General features: G+C 67.7%; 16 protein-coding genes. 11 read left to right on the top strand and 5 right to left on the bottom strand.

Annotated features, from left to right (window positions below; genetic code table 11):
• The first annotated feature begins 21 nt into the window (after window positions 1–21).
• Window positions 22–1752 (top strand): ABC transporter permease, encoded by a 1731-nt coding sequence (locus J2851_RS23610; protein WP_209769318.1) that lies wholly within the window; start codon window positions 22–24, stop codon window positions 1750–1752.
• A gap of 83 nt (window positions 1753–1835) precedes the next feature.
• On the opposite strand, the gene J2851_RS23605 is transcribed toward J2851_RS23610, so the two are convergent.
• Window positions 1836–3557: an IlvD/Edd family dehydratase gene (locus tag J2851_RS23605; protein ID WP_307421041.1), complete on the bottom strand. Its 1722-nt coding sequence runs from the start codon at window positions 3555–3557 to the stop codon at window positions 1836–1838.
• A gap of 221 nt (window positions 3558–3778) precedes the next feature.
• Between J2851_RS23605 and J2851_RS23600 the strand changes: the two genes are divergently transcribed.
• From J2851_RS23600 to J2851_RS23590, 3 genes are all read left to right on the top strand, one after another.
• Window positions 3779–4228: a tripartite tricarboxylate transporter TctB family protein gene (locus J2851_RS23600; RefSeq protein WP_209769316.1), complete on the top strand. Its 450-nt coding sequence runs from the start codon at window positions 3779–3781 to the stop codon at window positions 4226–4228.
• Window positions 4228–5727: a tripartite tricarboxylate transporter permease gene (locus J2851_RS23595; protein WP_209769314.1), complete on the top strand. Its 1500-nt coding sequence runs from the start codon at window positions 4228–4230 to the stop codon at window positions 5725–5727. Before J2851_RS23600 ends, J2851_RS23595 begins: the two co-directional genes overlap by 1 nt.
• A gap of 61 nt (window positions 5728–5788) precedes the next feature.
• Window positions 5789–6763: a Bug family tripartite tricarboxylate transporter substrate binding protein gene (locus tag J2851_RS23590; RefSeq protein ID WP_209769312.1), complete on the top strand. Its 975-nt coding sequence runs from the start codon at window positions 5789–5791 to the stop codon at window positions 6761–6763.
• 64 nt (window positions 6764–6827) lie between these two features.
• Here the strand turns inward: J2851_RS23590 and J2851_RS23585 are convergent, their stop codons facing one another.
• From J2851_RS23585 to J2851_RS23575, 3 genes are read right to left on the bottom strand one after another with little or no spacing between them, the layout of a single operon-like run.
• Window positions 6828–7313, bottom strand: coding sequence for a 2,4'-dihydroxyacetophenone dioxygenase family protein (locus J2851_RS23585; protein ID WP_209769310.1), 486 nt, complete (start codon window positions 7311–7313; stop codon window positions 6828–6830).
• A gap of 46 nt (window positions 7314–7359) precedes the next feature.
• Window positions 7360–7680 (bottom strand): 2Fe-2S iron-sulfur cluster-binding protein, encoded by a 321-nt coding sequence (locus J2851_RS23580; RefSeq protein ID WP_209769308.1) that lies wholly within the window; start codon window positions 7678–7680, stop codon window positions 7360–7362.
• Window positions 7681–7712: 32 nt separating this feature from the next.
• Complete coding sequence (locus J2851_RS23575; RefSeq protein WP_209769306.1) at window positions 7713–8900, bottom strand: NAD(P)/FAD-dependent oxidoreductase; 1188 nt, start codon at window positions 8898–8900, stop codon at window positions 7713–7715.
• A gap of 172 nt (window positions 8901–9072) precedes the next feature.
• Between J2851_RS23575 and J2851_RS23570 the strand changes: the two genes are divergently transcribed.
• Window positions 9073–9825 (top strand): FadR/GntR family transcriptional regulator, encoded by a 753-nt coding sequence (locus J2851_RS23570; RefSeq protein WP_209769305.1) that lies wholly within the window; start codon window positions 9073–9075, stop codon window positions 9823–9825.
• Here the strand turns inward: J2851_RS23570 and J2851_RS23565 are convergent.
• Entirely contained in the window at window positions 9822–11249 is a 1428-nt protein-coding gene (locus J2851_RS23565; RefSeq protein ID WP_209769304.1) for a sigma-54 interaction domain-containing protein, read from the bottom strand. The two genes, J2851_RS23570 and J2851_RS23565, sit on opposite strands and share 4 nt — an antisense overlap.
• A 286-nt stretch (window positions 11250–11535) precedes the next feature.
• On the opposite strand from J2851_RS23565, the gene J2851_RS23560 reads away from it, so the two are divergent.
• The 6 genes from J2851_RS23560 to J2851_RS23535 all read left to right on the top strand — a co-directional run.
• Window positions 11536–12447, top strand: a complete 912-nt coding sequence (locus tag J2851_RS23560) for a 3-hydroxyacyl-CoA dehydrogenase family protein (protein WP_209769303.1) — start codon at window positions 11536–11538, stop codon at window positions 12445–12447.
• A gap of 67 nt (window positions 12448–12514) precedes the next feature.
• On the top strand, window positions 12515–13453 hold the full coding sequence (gene kce, locus J2851_RS23555) for a 3,5-dioxohexanoate:acetyl-CoA acetone transferase (RefSeq protein WP_209769302.1): 939 nt from the start codon (window positions 12515–12517) through the stop codon (window positions 13451–13453).
• Between the two features lie 36 nt (window positions 13454–13489).
• Window positions 13490–14269: a 3-hydroxybutyrate dehydrogenase gene (locus J2851_RS23550; protein WP_209769301.1), complete on the top strand. Its 780-nt coding sequence runs from the start codon at window positions 13490–13492 to the stop codon at window positions 14267–14269.
• Window positions 14270–14316: 47 nt separating this feature from the next.
• Window positions 14317–15531, top strand: a complete 1215-nt coding sequence (locus J2851_RS23545; RefSeq protein ID WP_209769299.1) for an ABC transporter substrate-binding protein — start codon at window positions 14317–14319, stop codon at window positions 15529–15531.
• 273 nt (window positions 15532–15804) lie between these two features.
• Window positions 15805–16257, top strand: a complete 453-nt coding sequence (locus J2851_RS23540) for a c-type cytochrome (protein ID WP_209769298.1) — start codon at window positions 15805–15807, stop codon at window positions 16255–16257.
• Window positions 16258–16274: 17 nt separating this feature from the next.
• Window positions 16275–16691 (top strand): cbb3-type cytochrome c oxidase subunit I (locus J2851_RS23535; protein WP_209769297.1); only part of this gene is annotated, 417 nt, incomplete at its 3' end.

Raw genomic sequence — 16691 nt, 5'->3', positions numbered from 1 at the left:
ACGGATTAGGGAACGAACACCATGCAAGCAACGGGCAGCGCTTCCGCCCCGCTTGCCGGCGCCGCGCGTCTCGCGGGCCGGCTGTCGCCGTTCAACATTGTGGTCACGCTGCTGATCCTGCTGACCCTGGCTCTGGTCGTCTACCCGGTCGGCGGCATCCTCCTCCGCGCCTTCGTCGTCGACGGGCGGATCGGCCTATCGGGCTTCACCGCCGCGGTGACCAACCCGGATCTCCTCGCCGCGCTTTTCAACACCGTCGTCCTGGTCGCCGTGAGCGGCGCACTGGCGCTGTTCGTGGGCGCGGCTTTCGCCTGGCTGAACGAGCGCACGGACGCGAGCACCGGCTGGACGGCGGACATCCTGCCGCTGATCCCGCTGCTCGTGCCGCAGATCGCCGGCGTGACCGGCTGGGTGATGCTGCTGGCCCCCAAGGCCGGCGTGCTCAACGGCCTGCTGCGCGGCCTGTTCGATGCCGTCGGCGTGCCGATGCGCGAGGGGCCGCTGAACATCTATACGTATCAGGGCCTGGTGATCATCACCGCGCTGTACCTGGTGCCCTACGTCTATTTGATCGTGTCGGCGGCGCTGCGGAACCTCAACCCGTATTTCGAGGAAGCGGCCCGCATGAACGGCGCGGGGCCGATGAAGACGCTGTTCGTCGTGACGCTTCCCGCGATCCGTCCGGCACTGCTCGCCTCGGCGCTGATCCTGGTGATGCTGGGCTTCGCCTTCTTCTCCGTTCCCATGATCATCGGGACGGGCGCCGGGATCGAGGTGCTGTCGGTGAAGACCTACCGGCTGCTCTACAACTACCCGCCGAAAACCGATCTCGCGATCATGCTCAGCATCTTCATGATGATCATCGTGCAGGGCGCGCTGCTGCTGCAGGCCTGGATCGTGCGCAGCGGGCGCTACGCGACGATCGGCGGCAAGGGTGCGCCGGCCTCGCGGATCCGGCTCGGCCGCTGGCGCTGGCTGGCGCAGGGGACGATGATCGCCTATGTCCTGGCGACCGCGGTCATTCCAGTCATCGGGCTCGTCATCGTCTCGCTCCAGCCCTTCTGGACGCCGCGGGTGGTGTGGAGCCAGCTCAGCCTCCACAACTACCATTTCGTCCTGTTCGAGAACGACATGACGACCCAGGCGCTGATCAACAGCCTGTCGCTGGGCGCGGTTGGGGCGACCATCGGCATGTTCGTGGCGGCGGTGCTGGCGCTGGCCGCCCACAATTCGGGAGGCCGGCTGCGCGCCGTCATCGACGGTATCGCCACCCTGCCGGCGGCCATCCCGCACACGGTCATCGGCGTCGGCTTCCTGGTGTCCTTCAGCCAGGGCTGGCTGAACCTCTACGGCACGCTGACAATGCTGCTGCTGGCCTATCTGGTGATGTTCCTGCCCCAGGCGGCCCGCTCCGCCAGCTCCGCCGTGTCCCAGGTGGGGCGGGAGCTGGTCGAGGCGGCCCAGGTCTTCCGCACCCCGCCCGGCCGTACCTTCCTGCGCATCCTTCTGCCCCTGATGCTGCCCGGCCTGGCGGCGGGCTGGATCATCCTGTTCGTCCAGATGTCCGGCGACCTGACGGCCTCGGCGCTGCTGGGCGGCACGAACAACCCGGTCATCGGGCAGACCCTGCTCGACCTGTGGGAGAACGGCTCCTTCCCGCAGCTGGCGGCGCTGGCGGTCATCATCACCGTGCTCGACTGCGCGGTCGTGCTGCTGGTGCTCCGCTACTTCCGCGGTTCTCTGCAGAACTGATTCCGTCGGATCGTTCGTAGCAAACAAATAGCCCGGCGCCTTTGATGGGCGCCGGGCTATTTGTTTGGGGTCAACCGGTGCCGTCAGGGCACCGTGCCGGTGGTGGTCGGGTTGCGCAGGAAGGCGAAGTCGCAGCCCTCGTCGGCCTGGAGGACCTGGTCGAACCACAGGCGGCGGTAGCCGCGCTCGGCACCCGTCCATTCCGGCGCCACCCATTCGGCGCGGCGGCGCATCAGCTCGTCCTCGTCCACCAGCAACTCCAACTGGCCGGCCGGGACGTCGAGGCGGATGAGGTCGCCGGTGCGCACCAGCGCGATCGGGCCGCCGACCGCGGCTTCCGGGCAGGCGTGCAGCACGATGGTGCCGAAGGCCGTACCGCTCATCCGCGCGTCGGACAGGCGGACCATGTCCTTGACGCCCTGCTGGGCGAGCTTGCGCGGGATGGGGATGTAGCCGGATTCCGGCATGCCCGGCGCGCCCTTCGGGCCGGCGTTGCGCAGGACGAGCACGTCGTCGGCGCGCACGTCCAGGTCGGGGCTGTCGATGCGGCGGTCCATGTCCTCCAGCGATTCGAACACCACGGCGCGGCCGGTGTGCTGCATCAGAACGGGAGAGGCGGCGGACTCCTTGATGATGGCCCCCTTCGGCGCGAGGTTGCCGCGCAGCAGGCGGATGCCGCCCTTGGAATAGATCGGGTTGTCGAGCGGCCGGACGACCTCCTGCGGCCAGGAGGGCGGGGCCTCCTCGATCTGCTGGCCCAGCGTCTTGCCGGACACGGTGACGCAGTCGAGGTTCATCAGCGGCTTGATCTCGCGCAGGATCGTCGTCAGGCCGCCGGCCCGGTGCAGATCCTCCATGTAATGCTGGCCCGACGGCTTCAGGTCGACCAGCACCGGCGTTTCCAGGCCCATGCGGTCGAAGGCTTCCAGGTCGAGGTCGAAGCCGAGGCGCCCGGCGACGGCGGCCAGATGCACCAGCGCGTTGGTCGAACCGCCGACCGCGTGCAGCACGCGCAAAGCGTTCGCCAGAGCGGCCGGCGTCATGATCTTGTCCGGCGTCAGCCCTTCCGCGGCCATGGCGACGGCGCGCGCGCCGGTGGCCTCCGCGTGGCGCAGCCGGTCGGCGTGCACGGCCGGGATGGCGGCCCCGCCCGGCAGCATCATGCCCATCGCCTCGGTCATCAGCGCCATGGTGCTGGCCGTGCCCATGACCATGCAGGTGCCGGCGGCGGGCGCCAGCTTGCCGGTCAGTTCCTGGATTTCGGCGGCGGAGATCTCGCCGGCGCGGTGCTTGCCCCACAGGCGGCGGCAGTCGGTGCAGGCGCCCAGCCGTTCGCCGCGGTGGTGGCCGGTGATCATCGGCCCGGTGACCGTCATGATCGCGGGCACGTTGGCGCTGGCAGCGCCCATCAGCAGGGCCGGGACCGTCTTGTCGCACCCGCCGATCAGCACGACCGCGTCCATCGGCTGCGCCCGGACCAGCTCCTCCGTGTCCATGGCCATGAGGTTGCGCAGGAACATGCTGGTGGGGTTGGAGAAGGCCTCGTGGATCGAGACGACCGGGAATTCGATGGGAAGCCCGCCGGCCAGCATCACGCCGCGCTTGATGGCGTCGATCACCTCCGGAACGTTGCGGTGGCAGGCGTTGTAGCCGCTGAAGGTGTCGGTGATGCCGATGATCGGCCGCTCCAGGGCGTCGTCGGAATAGCCCATGGCCGCGATGAACGCCTTGCGCAGAAACAAAGAGAAGCCGGCGTCGCCGTAGTTCGCCAAACCGGCGCGCATCCCTTTCGTTTTTTCGTTCACCAACCTGCTCCTTTGGTTTTGAAAGGCCGTCGCGGTCGTTCCGCGTGCGCTGGAGGGAGGAGGGGAGAAACGCCTTTGACGGTCTGTCACTTGTATGATAACCGTATCGTACTCTGTCAAGCTAAATGACAACCATTGAGGCATCTGATCACAACCGTAGCACCGTAAGGCGCGGGTGCTCCTCCGGTGCCCCACATCGCCTTCCTCGAAGGAGTCCACGGGTGACCAAAGCACGGATCTTCGGCAGCCAGGACGTGCTTGCCGGCCTTATGTTCATCCTGATCGGCGCGGCGGCCCTGGCGCTGTCCAGCGCCTATCCCCACGGCACATCGACCCGCATGGGACCGGGCTATTTCCCGACACTTCTCGGCTGGCTTTTGACCGGGTTGGGCGCGCTCATCGCGGCGCGCGGTGTCCTCAGCCCCGGCGCGTCCGTCCCCGGCGGCAGCCCGCGCTGCGCGCTGGTGCTGGCGGCCGTGGTGGCCTTCGGCCTGCTGCTGAAGCCGGCGGGCCTGGCCATCGCCACGGCGGTGCTGGTCGGCCTCGGCGCGGTGGCGAACCGCGACTTCCGCGCCATCGAGATCGTGCTGATCTACCTCGTGCTCATCGCCATCGCGATCGTCGTTTTCGTCTACGGCGTCGGCGTGCAACTCTCGATTGGACCTGCGTGATGGATCTTTTCAGCGCGTTGAGCCTCGGATTCGGCGCGGCGTTGCAGCCGGTCAGCCTTCTTTACTGTTTCATCGGCGTTCTGTGCGGCACGCTGGTCGGCGTCCTGCCGGGAATCGGGCCAATGGCGACCATCGCCATGCTTCTGCCGGTCACCTTCGGCCTGGACGCCACCTCCGCCCTGATCATGCTGGCGGGCATCTATTACGGCGCGCAGTATGGCGGGTCCACGTCGGCCGTGCTGGTGAACCTGCCCGGCGAGACCTCGTCGGTGGTGACCTGCCTCGACGGCTACAAGATGGCGCGGCAGGGCCGGGCGGGGGCGGCGCTGGGCATCGCCGCCATCGGCTCCTTCGCCGCGGGCTGCTTCGGGACCGCGCTGATCGCGCTGTTCGCGCCGCCGCTGGCGCAGCTGGCCATCCAGTTCGGCCCGGCGGAATACTGCGCGCTGATGGTGCTTGGCCTGATCGCCGCGGTGGTCATGGCGCAGGGATCGCTGCTGAAGGCGATCGCCATGATCGTGCTGGGCCTTCTGTTCGGCACCGCGGGCACCGACGTCAATTCCGGCTACCAGCGCTTCACCTTCGGCCTTCCCGAACTGGCGGAGGGCGTCGATTTCGTCGTGCTCGCCATCGGCCTGTTCGGCCTGGCTGAGATCATGGTGAACGTCGAATCGAAGGAGAAGCGGACGGTCCTCGTCAACCCGGTCAAGAGCGTCCTACCGACCCGCGCCGACCTGCGGCAGAGCGCCATGCCGATCCTGCGCGGGACGATGCTCGGCTCCGTGCTCGGCGTGCTTCCCGGCGGCGGGGCGCTGCTGAGCTCCTTCGCGTCCTACACGCTGGAAAAGAACCTGGCGCGCGACCCGTCGCGCTTCGGGAACGGCGCCATCGAGGGCGTGGCCGGGCCGGAGGCCGCCAACAACGCCGGCGCCCAGACCTCCTTCATCCCCATGCTGACCCTGGGCCTGCCGTCCAACGGCGTCATGGCCCTGATGATCGGCGCCATGATCATGCAGGGGATCGTGCCCGGCCCGCAGGTGGTCAGCGACCAGCCCCGCCTGTTCTGGGGCATGATCGCCAGCATGTGGGTGGGCAACCTGATGCTGGTGGTGCTCAACCTGCCGCTGATCGGCCTGTGGGTGAAGATGCTGTCGCTTCCCTACCGCATGCTGTCGCCGGCCATCCTGCTGTTCTCCTGCATCGGCGTCTACACGCTGAGCAGCCAGCCCTTCGACCTGATCCTGACCGCGCTCTTCGGCTTCGTGGGCTATGTGTTCATCAAGCTCGGCTGCGAGGCGGCGCCGCTGCTGCTCGGCTTCGTGCTCGGCCCGATGATCGAGGAGAACCTGCGGCGGGCGATGCTGATGTCGCGCGGCGACCCGATCATCTTCCTGGAACGCCCGATCAGCCTGGGGCTGCTGCTCCTGGCGGTCGCCCTCCTGGTCGCCGTCCTGCTTCCGTCCGTCCGCAAGACGCGGGAGGAGGCGTTCCAGGAATAGACGGTCTTCTTCTCTCTTTATTGACCTTCGTGCAATTCCCCATTCCCTTTGGAGTGTCGTGATGAAACGTGTGGTGACAACGCTGGGCGCGTTGCTGCTGGCCTTCGGCGTGGCGGCAACAGCCGTGGCCGACACTTACCCGTCGCAAACCATCCGCCTCGTCGTTCCCTATCCGCCCGGGGGCGTCTCCGACCTCGTCGGGCGCGTGGTCGCCGACGGGCTGAAGGCCAGGCTCAACCAGACGGTCATCGTCGACAACAAGCCGGGGGCGAGCGGCGTGATCGGCACGCAGGACGTGATCCGGTCCAAGCCGGACGGCTATTCCCTGCTGGTCGGCGGGCTGGGCGGGCTGGTGCTGCCGCCGCTGGTCGATCCGAAGTTCCCGATCGACATCGACAAGACGCTGACGCCCATCGCCGGCATCGCCGAGTTCGTCAACGTCATGATCGTCAACAAGGACCTGCCGGTGAACACCGTGCAGGAGTTCATCGACTACGCCAAGGCGCGGCCGGGGCAGCTGAACTTCGGCTCCACCGGCATCGGCGCGTCCAACCACCTGACGGCCGAGCTGTTCATGCAGAAGACCGGCGTGAAGATGGAGCACATCCCCTACAAGGGCGGCATGGCATCGTTGAACGATCTGCGCGGGGGCAACATCCACGTCGTCTTCGAAAACCTGCCGACGGTGGTCGGCCAGATCAAGGCCGGCGCGGTGAAGGCGCTGGCGGTCACCAGCGCTTACCGGGCGGAGCAGCTGCCGGAGGTGCCGACCATCGCCGAATCCGGCATCAAGGACTTCAACGTCACCAGCTGGATGGGCATGTACGGGCCGAAGAACCTCAGCCCGGACTTGAAGGCGAAGATCGCCGCGGCGCTGGTCGAGGTCGCCCGCGATCCGGCCACCAAGGAGCGCTTGCAGACCATCTCCTTCCTCCCCGTCGACCGCGACACGGAGGCCTTCACCAGCTTCGTGAAGTCCGAGCACGACCGCTGGAAGCAGGTGGTGGACACCGCCGGGGTGAAGGTGGTGGAGTAACGGGCCGCAACGGAAAAGGCGCCGCGTCCGTCACCCGGACGCGGCGCCTTTTCTTTTCCCTACGTCAGCGGATGAACTGCTTCACATAGTCGGCGCCGAGCCCGACGGACTCGTAGTGCGCGGCGCACATGTCGATCTTGGAGAAGACGTCCTCGAAGCCGGTGTGGCGGCCCTCCTCGTCGACGTAATACATGCAGCCGGACACGTTGAAGAAGGTGATCATCTCGTCGTCGCTGTCGACGGTCAGCGTGTGCGTCTCGCCCGGCGGCTCGAACACGTAGGATCCGGCCGTGGCCAGCCAGTCATGCTCCAGGTATCGCCAGGTGCCCTTGATGACGTAGCCGTGCACTGGGCCGGGGTGACGGTGGCGGCTCAGCACACCGGCGCGACGGACGCGCAGCAGGTTGCACCACTGGCCCTGCAGCGTGTTGAACATCAGCGGGCGGAACCAGACGTTCGGGGCCTGCAGGACCCACAGGCGTTCGTCTTCCGGAATGGCCGTCACGACGAGTTCGGACGGCGCCAGAGGGTGCACGGACGGTGCCGGCATGGTGTTTCCGCTCCCTTATGTCAGCGTTTGGGCTGTTGTTGGAGGTTCAGAGTTGCGATTCCGGGACGCGGACGGTGATGCCGTCCAGCGCGTCGGTCATCAGGATCTGGCAGCTGAGGCGGCTGGTCTCGCCGCGCTCCGACGCCAGTTCCAGAAGCATGGATTCGGTGTCGGGCGGTGCGCCGACGACCTCGTACCAGGTCGGGTCGACGATGACGTGGCAGGTGGCGCAGGTGGCGCCGCCGCCGCATTCGGCGACGATGCCGGGAATCCCGTCGCGGCGGGCGCCTTCCATCAGCGACCAGCCGTCGGGCACGTCGACCGCGCGTTCGGTTCCATCGGGCATGACAAAGCGGGCAGTGGGCATGGTGTCCTCGTTGTTCCGGTCGTTGTGCTGGTTCAGGCGACCGCGGCGACGTCCACGGGCTTGCCGAGCAATTTCTGGGCGCGGACGAAGTCCACGGGGCGGTTGACCGTCTCGACCGCGGCGAGCACGCCCCCCTGGATGCGGTGGATGGCGAAGGACACGCCCGCCTCGCCGAACAGGATGTCCTCGCAGGGCAGCGACGGGTCGATCAGGCCGGCGATCTGCAACTTCACGCCATACTGGTCGGACCAGAAATAGGGAGTCTTGGGGGCGGGGCGGGGCGCGCCGAGGATGGCCGCCGCCGCGCAGCGCGCCTGGGATATCGCGGTCTGCACCGCCTCCAGCCGCACGTGGCGCCCGAGCGCCGGGTCGAAATGGTTGGCGCAGTCGCCGACGGCGAAGATGGTTTCAACGCTGGTCCGGCAGTCGGCGTCGACCAGGATGCCGTTGCGGCACTCCAGCCCGGCGGCCTCCGCCAGCGCGGTTTCGGGAACGCCGCCGACGGCGACCAGGACGAGGTCGGCGGGCAGGACGGTGCCGTCGGCGGTGACCACCCGTTCCGCCCGCCCGTCGCCCTCGATCCGCGCCACCGAGGCGCCGAGGCGCAGGTCGACGCCCTCCGCCCGGTGCTTCGCCTCGAAATAGGCGCCGGTCTGGCGGGACGCGCTCCGTTGCAGCAGGCCGGAAGCGCTTTCCAGAACGGTGACCTCGCAGCCGAGCTTGCGGCCCGTCGCCGCTGCCTCCAGCCCCAGATAGCCGCCGCCGATCACCACCAGCCGTCCGCCCTTCAGCAGCCCCGCGCGCAGGCGCTCCGCATCCTCCATCGTCCGGAGCGCGTGGACGCCCGCGAGGTCGATTCCGGGGATGGGCAGAGCGCGCGCGCCGGAGCCCATGGCGAGGATGGCCCAGTCGAAGGCCAGCCGCTCCCCGTCGTCCAGCACCGCGATGGAGGCCGCGGGATCGAGGCCGACGACCCGCCGGCCGAGCTTCAACGACACGCCCGCGTCGGCGTAGGCGGCCGGGCCGCGCAGGAACAGGCGCTCTGCGTCCAGCGTCCCGTTCAGGAACTTCTTCGACAGGGGCGGCCGCTCATAGGGCAGCGCCGCTTCGGCGCCGACGAGGATGATGTCCCCGGCGAAACCGCCCTGCCGCAACGCCCAGCAGGCCTCAGACCCGGCTTGTCCGGCCCCCACCACCAACACTACTTTTTTTGTGGTCATGCTGTTGCCCAAGCCCTTCCCGCGCCATATGTTGAGGCGCTTGTTGCAGTGGCGTGAACTTTTCCCGCTGGCGTAAATCCGCGTGGACCAGCTCCCACTTGTATGATAAGAGTATTGTCATCTGTCAAGAGCCTGAAACCGAAGTCCCCCCTGAGAGAACCCGTAGAGAGCCATGGCCAATCCAGTTCCGCGCGCCCGTGCGTTGAAGCCCACCGTCAGCCTGACTGACCGTGTGGCCGAGGCATTGACCGAGGAGATCACCGGTGGCCGCTACAAGCCCGGCGAGATTCTTCCCTCCGAACAGGTGATGGCGACCAGCTTCGGGGTCAGCCGCACGGTCGTCCGCGAGGCGGTCGCGCGCCTGAAGACCGCGGGCCTGCTGGGCACCCGGCAGGGGCTCGGCGTGTTCGTCGTGTCGAACCGGCGCCAGTCGTCGTTCCAGATCGACCATGGCGAGCTGGAGCCGGCGGAGCAGATCGTCAAGCTGGTCGAACTGCGCATGGGGATCGAGACGGAGGCCGCCGGCCTGGCCGCGGAACGGCGCACCGAACGCGACCTGCGCGACATGCGCAAGGCGCTGGACAAGATGGCCGAGGCGATCGAGAGCGGGAAGGTCGAGGCCGGCGTCGACGCCGACGTGCGCTTCCACCGCGCCATCTGCGCGGCGACCCGCAACCCGCATTACCTGACCTTCACCACCTTCCTCGGCCAGTTCCTGCACGAGAACATCATGGTTTCCCGCAAGCGTTCGGCGAAGAAGGCCGACCGTGGGGCGCTGGCCCAGGCGGAGCATCTGGCGATCTACGAGGCCATTCTCGCCCGCGACCCCGAAGCCGCCCGCGCTGCGGCAAGGCGGCATGTGGAGAACACGGCCCACCGCCTGACCGACAACGACAGCTTCGTGGAGAAGGAAGAGGGCGCTTAAGCGTCCAAATCCGCGGTGATGCCGTGCTTGCGCAGCTTCGCGTAGAGGTTGGTGCGCGACAGGCCGAGGTTGCGGGCGGCTTCGAGCTTGTTTCCCTTCGCCTCCTCCAGCGCGGCGAGGATGAGTGACCGCTCCAGCTCGTCCATCGCCTCGGCCAGCGGGCGCTTCCTGGTCGGCGCAGCGGGGCGGTGGACGGCGGTTTTCGGAAGGACGTCGGCGAAGTCCTCGGCCAGGATGCGCTCCCCGTCGGTGCGCACATAGACCTGCTCGATGACGTTGGCCAGTTCACGGACGTTGCCGGGCCAATCGTAGCCGTGCAGCGTTTCCAGCGCTGGGGGGGTGAGGTCGCGCATCGGCTGGTCGAGGCTCGCGGCCGTCCGTTCCGAGAACAGGGAGGCGAGGATCTCCAGGTCCTCCCGGCGGTCGCGCAAGGCCGGCAGCTGGATCGGAAAGACGTTGAGCCGGTAGTAGAGATCCGACCGGAACGCGCCGTCCCGCACCATCTCCGCCAGCGGCCGGCTGGTCGCGGCGATGATGCGGACATCGACCTTGATGACCTGGTTTGACCCCAGCGGCTCGACCTCCCGCTCCTGCAACACGCGCAGCAGCTTGGCCTGGAGCGGCAGCGGCATGTCGCCGATCTCGTCCAGGAACAGCGTGCCGCCGTGCGCGAGCTGGAATTTCCCGGGGCGCGTCTGCCGGCTGGCGCCGGTGTAGGCCCCCGGCGCGACGCCGAAGAACTCCGCCTCCAGCAGGTTTTCGGGAATGGCCGCGACGTTGAGGCCCACGAAGGGGCGGTCGGCCCGGTCGGAGGCGGCGTGGATGGCGTGCGCCACCAGTTCCTTGCCGGTCCCCGTCTCGCCCAGCAGCAGCACCGCCGACTGGATCTGGCCCGCCTTGCGCACCAGCCGCTTCACCTGGAGCATCGCCGGGCTGAAGCCGATCAGGTTCTCCACCGTGTATTTCGGTGCCCGGCTGGCGGCGAGTTCCTTTTCCATGCGCGCGAGACGCGATTGCAGTTTGTTGAAGCGCTCCGCGATGGGCCGCAGGTAGGTGAGGCTGTTCTTCAGCGCGAAGGCGATGGCGCCGATGATCTCCCCCCGCTCGTCGCGCAGGGGGAGGCGGCTGACCAGCAGCGTGTGCTCCCCATAGCGCATGATGTCGAGCGGCATGGAGCGGCCGGTCTCCACCACGTCGCGCATCCGGCTGTGCGGGATGAGGCGTTCGACGGGATGCCCGACCATATCCGCCACGGACCGGATCCCCAGCGCCTCCATCCGCTTGTCGTCGAACCAGACGTGCTTGTCGTTGGACCAGACGATGCGCGCGTCTTTGTCGACCAGGATGGCGCCGTCGATCATCTCGTCGATCATCACCATCAGGGCGCGCGCCGCTGCGAAGTGCTTGTCCTGTTCCGCCGTCATGGCCCGCCTCCCGTCGCCTGTCAATATTCTGAACACGGTCTGTCAAAATTTGGCACACGGGGAAAGCGCTGATTTGCTGGGCATCGCGCGTCGTGCCGGGCCGCGGTGTCCGGAAACCCAAACAGCCCGTTCGCCCGATCCCCGGGGCACCAGAATAAGACGCTGATTTATAACGGTTTTCCCCTCTGGCACGCATCTTGTTATACGGACGCCAAGAAAAATGCGGGATCCGCGAACAATCGGTGACGCGACGCCCGTTGAGTCATGAGGAGGGAAAGCGCAAGGCATGACGCACCAGCGTGTTGGAATCATCGGCGCCGGACTGATGGGGCACGGGATCGCCCAGGCCTTCGCCGTCGCCGGTCACCGCGTCGATATCCAGGAGCCCGATCCCGCCCGCCGGGCCGGGATCCTCGACCATGTCCGCCGCAACCTCCAGGGGCTGGGCATGGACGGCACCGCCGCGGATCGGATCCGGCCCTGCGACACGCTGGAGGACGCCGTCGCGCACGCCGACATCGTCATCGAAGCGGTGCCTGAAGACCTGGAGCTGAAGCAACGGATCTTCGCGGCGGTCGAGGCCGCGGCCCCGCCCCACGCGCTTCTGGCGAGCAACACGTCGGTGATCCCGATCACCCGGATCATGGAACGGCTGCGCGACAAGACCCGCGCCATGGGCACCCACTGGTGGAACCCGCCCTACCAGATCCCGCTGGTCGAGGTCATCCAGACCGCCGACACCGCCGACGCGGCGGTCGCCGCGATGATCGATCTGCTGACCGCCATCGGCAAGATGCCGGTGCATGTCCGCAAGGACGTCCCCGGCTTCATCGGCAACCGCTTGCAGCACGCGCTGTGGCGCGAGGCGATCGCGCTCGTCCAGAACGGCGTGTGCGACGCCGAAACGGTGGACGCCGTGGTCAAGGCCAGCTTCGGCCGGCGGCTTGCCGTTCTGGGGCCGCTGGAGAACGCCGACCTCGTCGGCACCGACCTGACGCTCGCGGTGCACGAGCACGTCCTGCCGGACCTCGACCGCACGGCCGGACCGCTGCCCCTGCTGCGCGACCTCGTCGCGTTCGGGCGGCTCGGCATGAAGTCCGGGGCCGGCTTCCGGACCTGGAATGATGCGCAGCGGACCGAGGCCCACGCCCGCTTGGCGGCCCATCTCCGACGGTTGGACGACACGGAGCGCGGGTGATCGCGCGAACGCCGGATTTTCACTCTTCCGCGGCCCGTTGGGCCGGACACACACAGGAAAACGTCACATGGCCGCATCATCGAAGAAGGTCATCATCAGCTGCGCATTGACGGGGTCGATCCACACGCCGACCATGTCGGACGCGCTGCCGGTGACGCCGGATGAGATCGTCGAGCAGGGGGTCGGCGCCGCCGAGGCTGGTGCTGCGATCCTGCACCTGCACGCCCGCGATCCGCGCACCGGGCAACCGACGCCCGACCCGGCGGTGTTCATGCAGTTCCTGCCGCGCCTCAAGCAGTCGACGGACGCGGTGCTGAACATCACCACCGGCGGCTCGCTCAACATGACGGTGCAGGAGCGCCTTGCCGCCCCCCTCCAGGCCCAGCCGGAGATGTGCTCCCTCAACATGGGCTCGATGAACTTCGGCATCTTCCCGCTGGCCGAGCGCTACAAGGACTGGAAGCATGATTGGGAGGAGCCCTACCTGCGCAGCACGGACGACTTCATCTTCCGCAACACCTTCCGCGACATCGCGTACATCCTGGAGCATCTGGGCGAGGGCTGCGGCACGCGCTTCGAGTTCGAGTGCTACGACGTCGGGCACCTCTACAACCTCGCGCACTTCGTCGACCGCGGGCTGGTGAAGCCGCCCTTCTTCGTCCAGACGATCTTCGGCATCCTCGGCGGCATCGGCGCGGAGCAGCGCAACCTCGTCTTCATGCGCGAAACCGCCGACCGGCTGTTCGGCAAGGATTACGAATGGTCGGTGCTGGCGGCCGGCCGTCACCAGATTCCCTTCACGACCATGGCCGCCGTCATGGGCGGCAACGTCCGCGTCGGGCTTGAGGACAGCCTGTACCTCAGCAAGGGACGGCTGGCCCGGAACAGCGCGGAGCAGGTGGCGAAGATCCGCCGGATTCTGGAGGAGCTGTCGCTTGAGGTCGCCACCCCCGCCGAGGCGCGCGCCATGCTCGCCCTGAAGGGCGCCGACCAGGTGGCGTTCTGAGACGCCCAATCGTCCAAGACGTTGGAGGGAAAAGAGATGAAGAACAGAAACGCCGTCGTCACCGGCTCCACCACCGGCATCGGTCTGGCGACCGCCCGCGAGCTTGCCGGCCGCGGCTGCCACGTGATGCTCAACGGCTTCGGCGACCGCGCGGAGATCGACCGGCTGTGCGCCGGGATCGCCGAGCAGAGCGGCAGGACGATCCTCTATTCCGGCGCCGACCTCAGCCGGCCGGAGGAGGCGCGCGCCATGATGGCCCAAGCCGCCGAGACGCTGGGCCCCATCGACATCCTGGTGAACAACGCCGGGGTGCAGCACGTGGCGGCGGTGCACGAGTTCCCCGACGAGAAGTGGGACCTGCTGCTCGCCGTCAACCTCAGCGCCGCCTTCCACACCATCAAGGCGGCCCTTCCCGCGATGCGGGAGCGGCGCTGGGGGCGCATCGTCAACACGGCGTCGGTGCTCGGCATGGTCGGCGCCCCGCACAAGCCCGCCTACGTCGCCACCAAGCACGGCATCATCGGCCTGACCAAGTCCGTGGCGATCGAGGTCGCGGAGCACGGCATCACCTGCAACGCGGTGTGCCCCGGCACGGTGCTGACCCCCATCATCGAGAAGCAGATCGCCCAGCAGGCGCAGGTCACCGGCCTGCCGGAGGAGCGGGTGCTGAAGGCGGTGTTCCTCGACAAGATGCCGACCGGCCGGCTGATCCCCCCGGAGGAGGTCGCGGCCGCCATCGCCTTCCTGTGCTCCGACGCCGCCGCGTCGATCACCGGCGCCGTCATTCCCGTGGACGGCGGCTACACGACCCATTGATCCTTCGACAGGCCCAACCATCAAGAACCAATCGTAGGGAGCGAAACATGCGCAACGGTCTTATTGCCGGTCTTCTCGCCGGCGCCGCCTTCACCGCCCTGGCCTCCGGCGCGGCCCAGGCCCAGATGTCGGACAGCGTCATCAAGATCGGCATGCTGTCCGACCGGTCCGGCATCTACGCCGACATCAACGGCGAGGGCTCCGCGGTGGCCGCGCGGCTGGCCGCGGAGGAGTTCGGCAACGCCATCAACGGCACCAAGGTCGAGATCATCGTCGGCGACCACCAGAACAAGGCGGACATCGCCGCCAACCTGGCGCGCCAGTGGATCGACACCGAGAAGGTCGACGTGGTCGCCGACGTGCCGAACTCCGCCGCGGCGCTGGCCGTGCAGGGCATCACGCGGGACAAGAAGCGCCTGTTCCTGATGTCCGGGCCCGGCTCCACCGACCTGACGGGCAAGGAGTGCAGCCCCTACGGCTTCCTGTGGACCTGGGACAACCACGCCGTGGCCTCCTCCACCGCCCGCGCGCTGATGGAACAGGGCAAGAAAAGCTGGTTCTTCATCACCGCCGACTACGCCTTCGGCCATTCGCTGGAAGCCGAAGCGGCCAACACGGTCAAGCAGCTGGGCGGCACCATCAAGGGCAGCGTGCGCCATCCCCTGGGCGCGTCGGACTTCTCCTCCTTCCTGCTGCAGGCGCAGGCGTCGGGCGCGCAGGTGGTCGCCTTCGCCAACGCCGGCGGCGACACCATCAACGCGGTGAAGCAGGCCGCCGAGTTCGGCATCCCCCAGGGCGGCCAGACGCTGGCCGGCCTGCTGCTGAACATCAACGACGTCCATGCGCTGGGCCTTGAGACCTCGCAGGGGCTGATGCTGGCAAACTCCTTCTACTGGGACATGAACGACGAGACCCGCGCCTGGTCGAAGAAGTTCGAGGAGCGGACCGGGCGCAAGCCGTCGATGAACCAGGCCGGCGTCTACTCGGCGGTCAAGCATTACCTGAAAACCGTGCAGGAGGTCGGCACCGACGATCCCGACAAGGTGGCCGCCAAGATGCGCAGCACGCCGGTCACCGACATGATGATGAAGAACGCGAAGATCGCCGACAACGGCCGCGTCTTCAACGACATGTACCTGGCACAGGTGAAGACGCCGGCCGAGTCGAAGGCGGCGTGGGACTATTTCAAGATCCTGAAGACCATTCCGGGCGAGCAGGCCTACATCAACCCGAAGGACAGTGGCTGCCCCCTCGTGAAGTGACGACCGCGGGGAGCGGTGCATAAGGACCTTGGAAACGGGGCTCGGCGGATGACGCCGGGCCCCGTTTGCTTTGGTGGAGGAGCGGCGCGGTTCTTTGCAACCAACGCGCAGCCGCTTGACCGCCGTCAAGGAGTGGCCGAGCAAATCAGTCAAGTTTCCCCATGGATGGCGGCACGGCGACCGGAGGGCCGGCTCTCCCGCCCGACCGCTCGCCCCGATCGATAGCCAGGACCGGCCCGCTGGGCCCTGATCCAGTTCCAGGGGAACCAACGCATGACGGAACGCTTCACCAAGGCGGCCGCCCGAAACATCTTCTACGGCGGTTCGCTGTTCTTCTTCGCCGCCTTCGTCTCGCTGACCGCGGCCAGCCACAAATACGTCGTCACCACCGGCACCGACGCCCAGGGCCTGACCGACAGCGTCGCCCGCGGCAAGCACGTGTGGGAGAAGCACTCCTGCATCAACTGCCACTCCATCCTGGGCGAGGGCGCCTACTTCGCGCCGGAACTCGGCAACGTCTGGGTCCGCTACGGCGGCGACAAGGACCCGCAGGGTGCGCGCGACGCGCTCGCCGCTTGGTTCGCCGCCCAGCCCAGCGGCATCGAGGGCCGCCGCCAGATGCCGCAGTTCCACCTCTCCGACCAGGAGGTCAGCGACCTCGCCGACTTCTTCGCCTGGACCAGCCGCATCAACACCCAGAACTGGCCGCCCAAGGTCTCGGGCTGACGGGAAGGACGACTGCCATGAAATACGAGTCCCAGAAGGTGGCGCTGCCCTTCTTCTACGGCGCGCTGCTCCTGTTCGCCGTGCAGCTGCTGGTCGGCCTGCTGGCCGGCACGGTCTATGTGCTGCCCAACACCCTGTCGGAGCTGCTGCCCTTCAACGTCCTGCGCATGATCCACACCAACGCGCTGATCGTCTGGCTGCTGATGGGCTTCTTCGGCGCCGCCTACTACCTGATCCCGGAGGAGGCCGAGCGCGAGCTGCACAGCCCGAAGCTGGCCTACCTCCAGTTCGGCCTGTTCATGTTCGGCGCGCTGGCCGCGGTCGTCGGCTACGTCTTCGGCATCCACGAGGGGCGCGAGTTCCTGGAGCAGCCGCTGTGGATCAAGGCCGCCATCGTCGTGGTGGCGCTGCTGTTCCTCTACAACATCTCGCTG

Source organism: Azospirillum rugosum (genome assembly GCF_017876155.1).
GTDB lineage: Bacteria > Pseudomonadota > Alphaproteobacteria > Azospirillales > Azospirillaceae > Azospirillum > Azospirillum rugosum.
This window is presented reverse-complemented; position numbering and strand designations above follow the sequence as displayed.

Bases quoted from the DNA above. Each gene is read 5' to 3' on its own strand.
- J2851_RS23610 (WP_209769318.1), top strand. From the start codon at position 22: ATGCAAGCAACGGGCAGCGCTTCCGCCCCGCTTGCCGGCGCCGCGCGT.
- J2851_RS23595 (WP_209769314.1), top strand. From the start codon at position 4,228: ATGGATCTTTTCAGCGCGTTGAGCCTCGGATTCGGCGCGGCGTTGCAG.
- J2851_RS23590 (WP_209769312.1), top strand. From the start codon at position 5,789: ATGAAACGTGTGGTGACAACGCTGGGCGCGTTGCTGCTGGCCTTCGGC.
- J2851_RS23585 (WP_209769310.1), bottom strand. From the start codon at position 7,313: ATGCCGGCACCGTCCGTGCACCCTCTGGCGCCGTCCGAACTCGTCGTG.
- J2851_RS23580 (WP_209769308.1), bottom strand. From the start codon at position 7,680: ATGCCCACTGCCCGCTTTGTCATGCCCGATGGAACCGAACGCGCGGTC.
- J2851_RS23575 (WP_209769306.1), bottom strand. From the start codon at position 8,900: ATGACCACAAAAAAAGTAGTGTTGGTGGTGGGGGCCGGACAAGCCGGG.
- J2851_RS23570 (WP_209769305.1), top strand. From the start codon at position 9,073: ATGGCCAATCCAGTTCCGCGCGCCCGTGCGTTGAAGCCCACCGTCAGC.
- J2851_RS23565 (WP_209769304.1), bottom strand. From the start codon at position 11,249: ATGACGGCGGAACAGGACAAGCACTTCGCAGCGGCGCGCGCCCTGATG.
- J2851_RS23560 (WP_209769303.1), top strand. From the start codon at position 11,536: ATGACGCACCAGCGTGTTGGAATCATCGGCGCCGGACTGATGGGGCAC.
- kce (WP_209769302.1), top strand. From the start codon at position 12,515: ATGGCCGCATCATCGAAGAAGGTCATCATCAGCTGCGCATTGACGGGG.
- J2851_RS23550 (WP_209769301.1), top strand. From the start codon at position 13,490: ATGAAGAACAGAAACGCCGTCGTCACCGGCTCCACCACCGGCATCGGT.
- J2851_RS23545 (WP_209769299.1), top strand. From the start codon at position 14,317: ATGCGCAACGGTCTTATTGCCGGTCTTCTCGCCGGCGCCGCCTTCACC.
- J2851_RS23540 (WP_209769298.1), top strand. From the start codon at position 15,805: ATGACGGAACGCTTCACCAAGGCGGCCGCCCGAAACATCTTCTACGGC.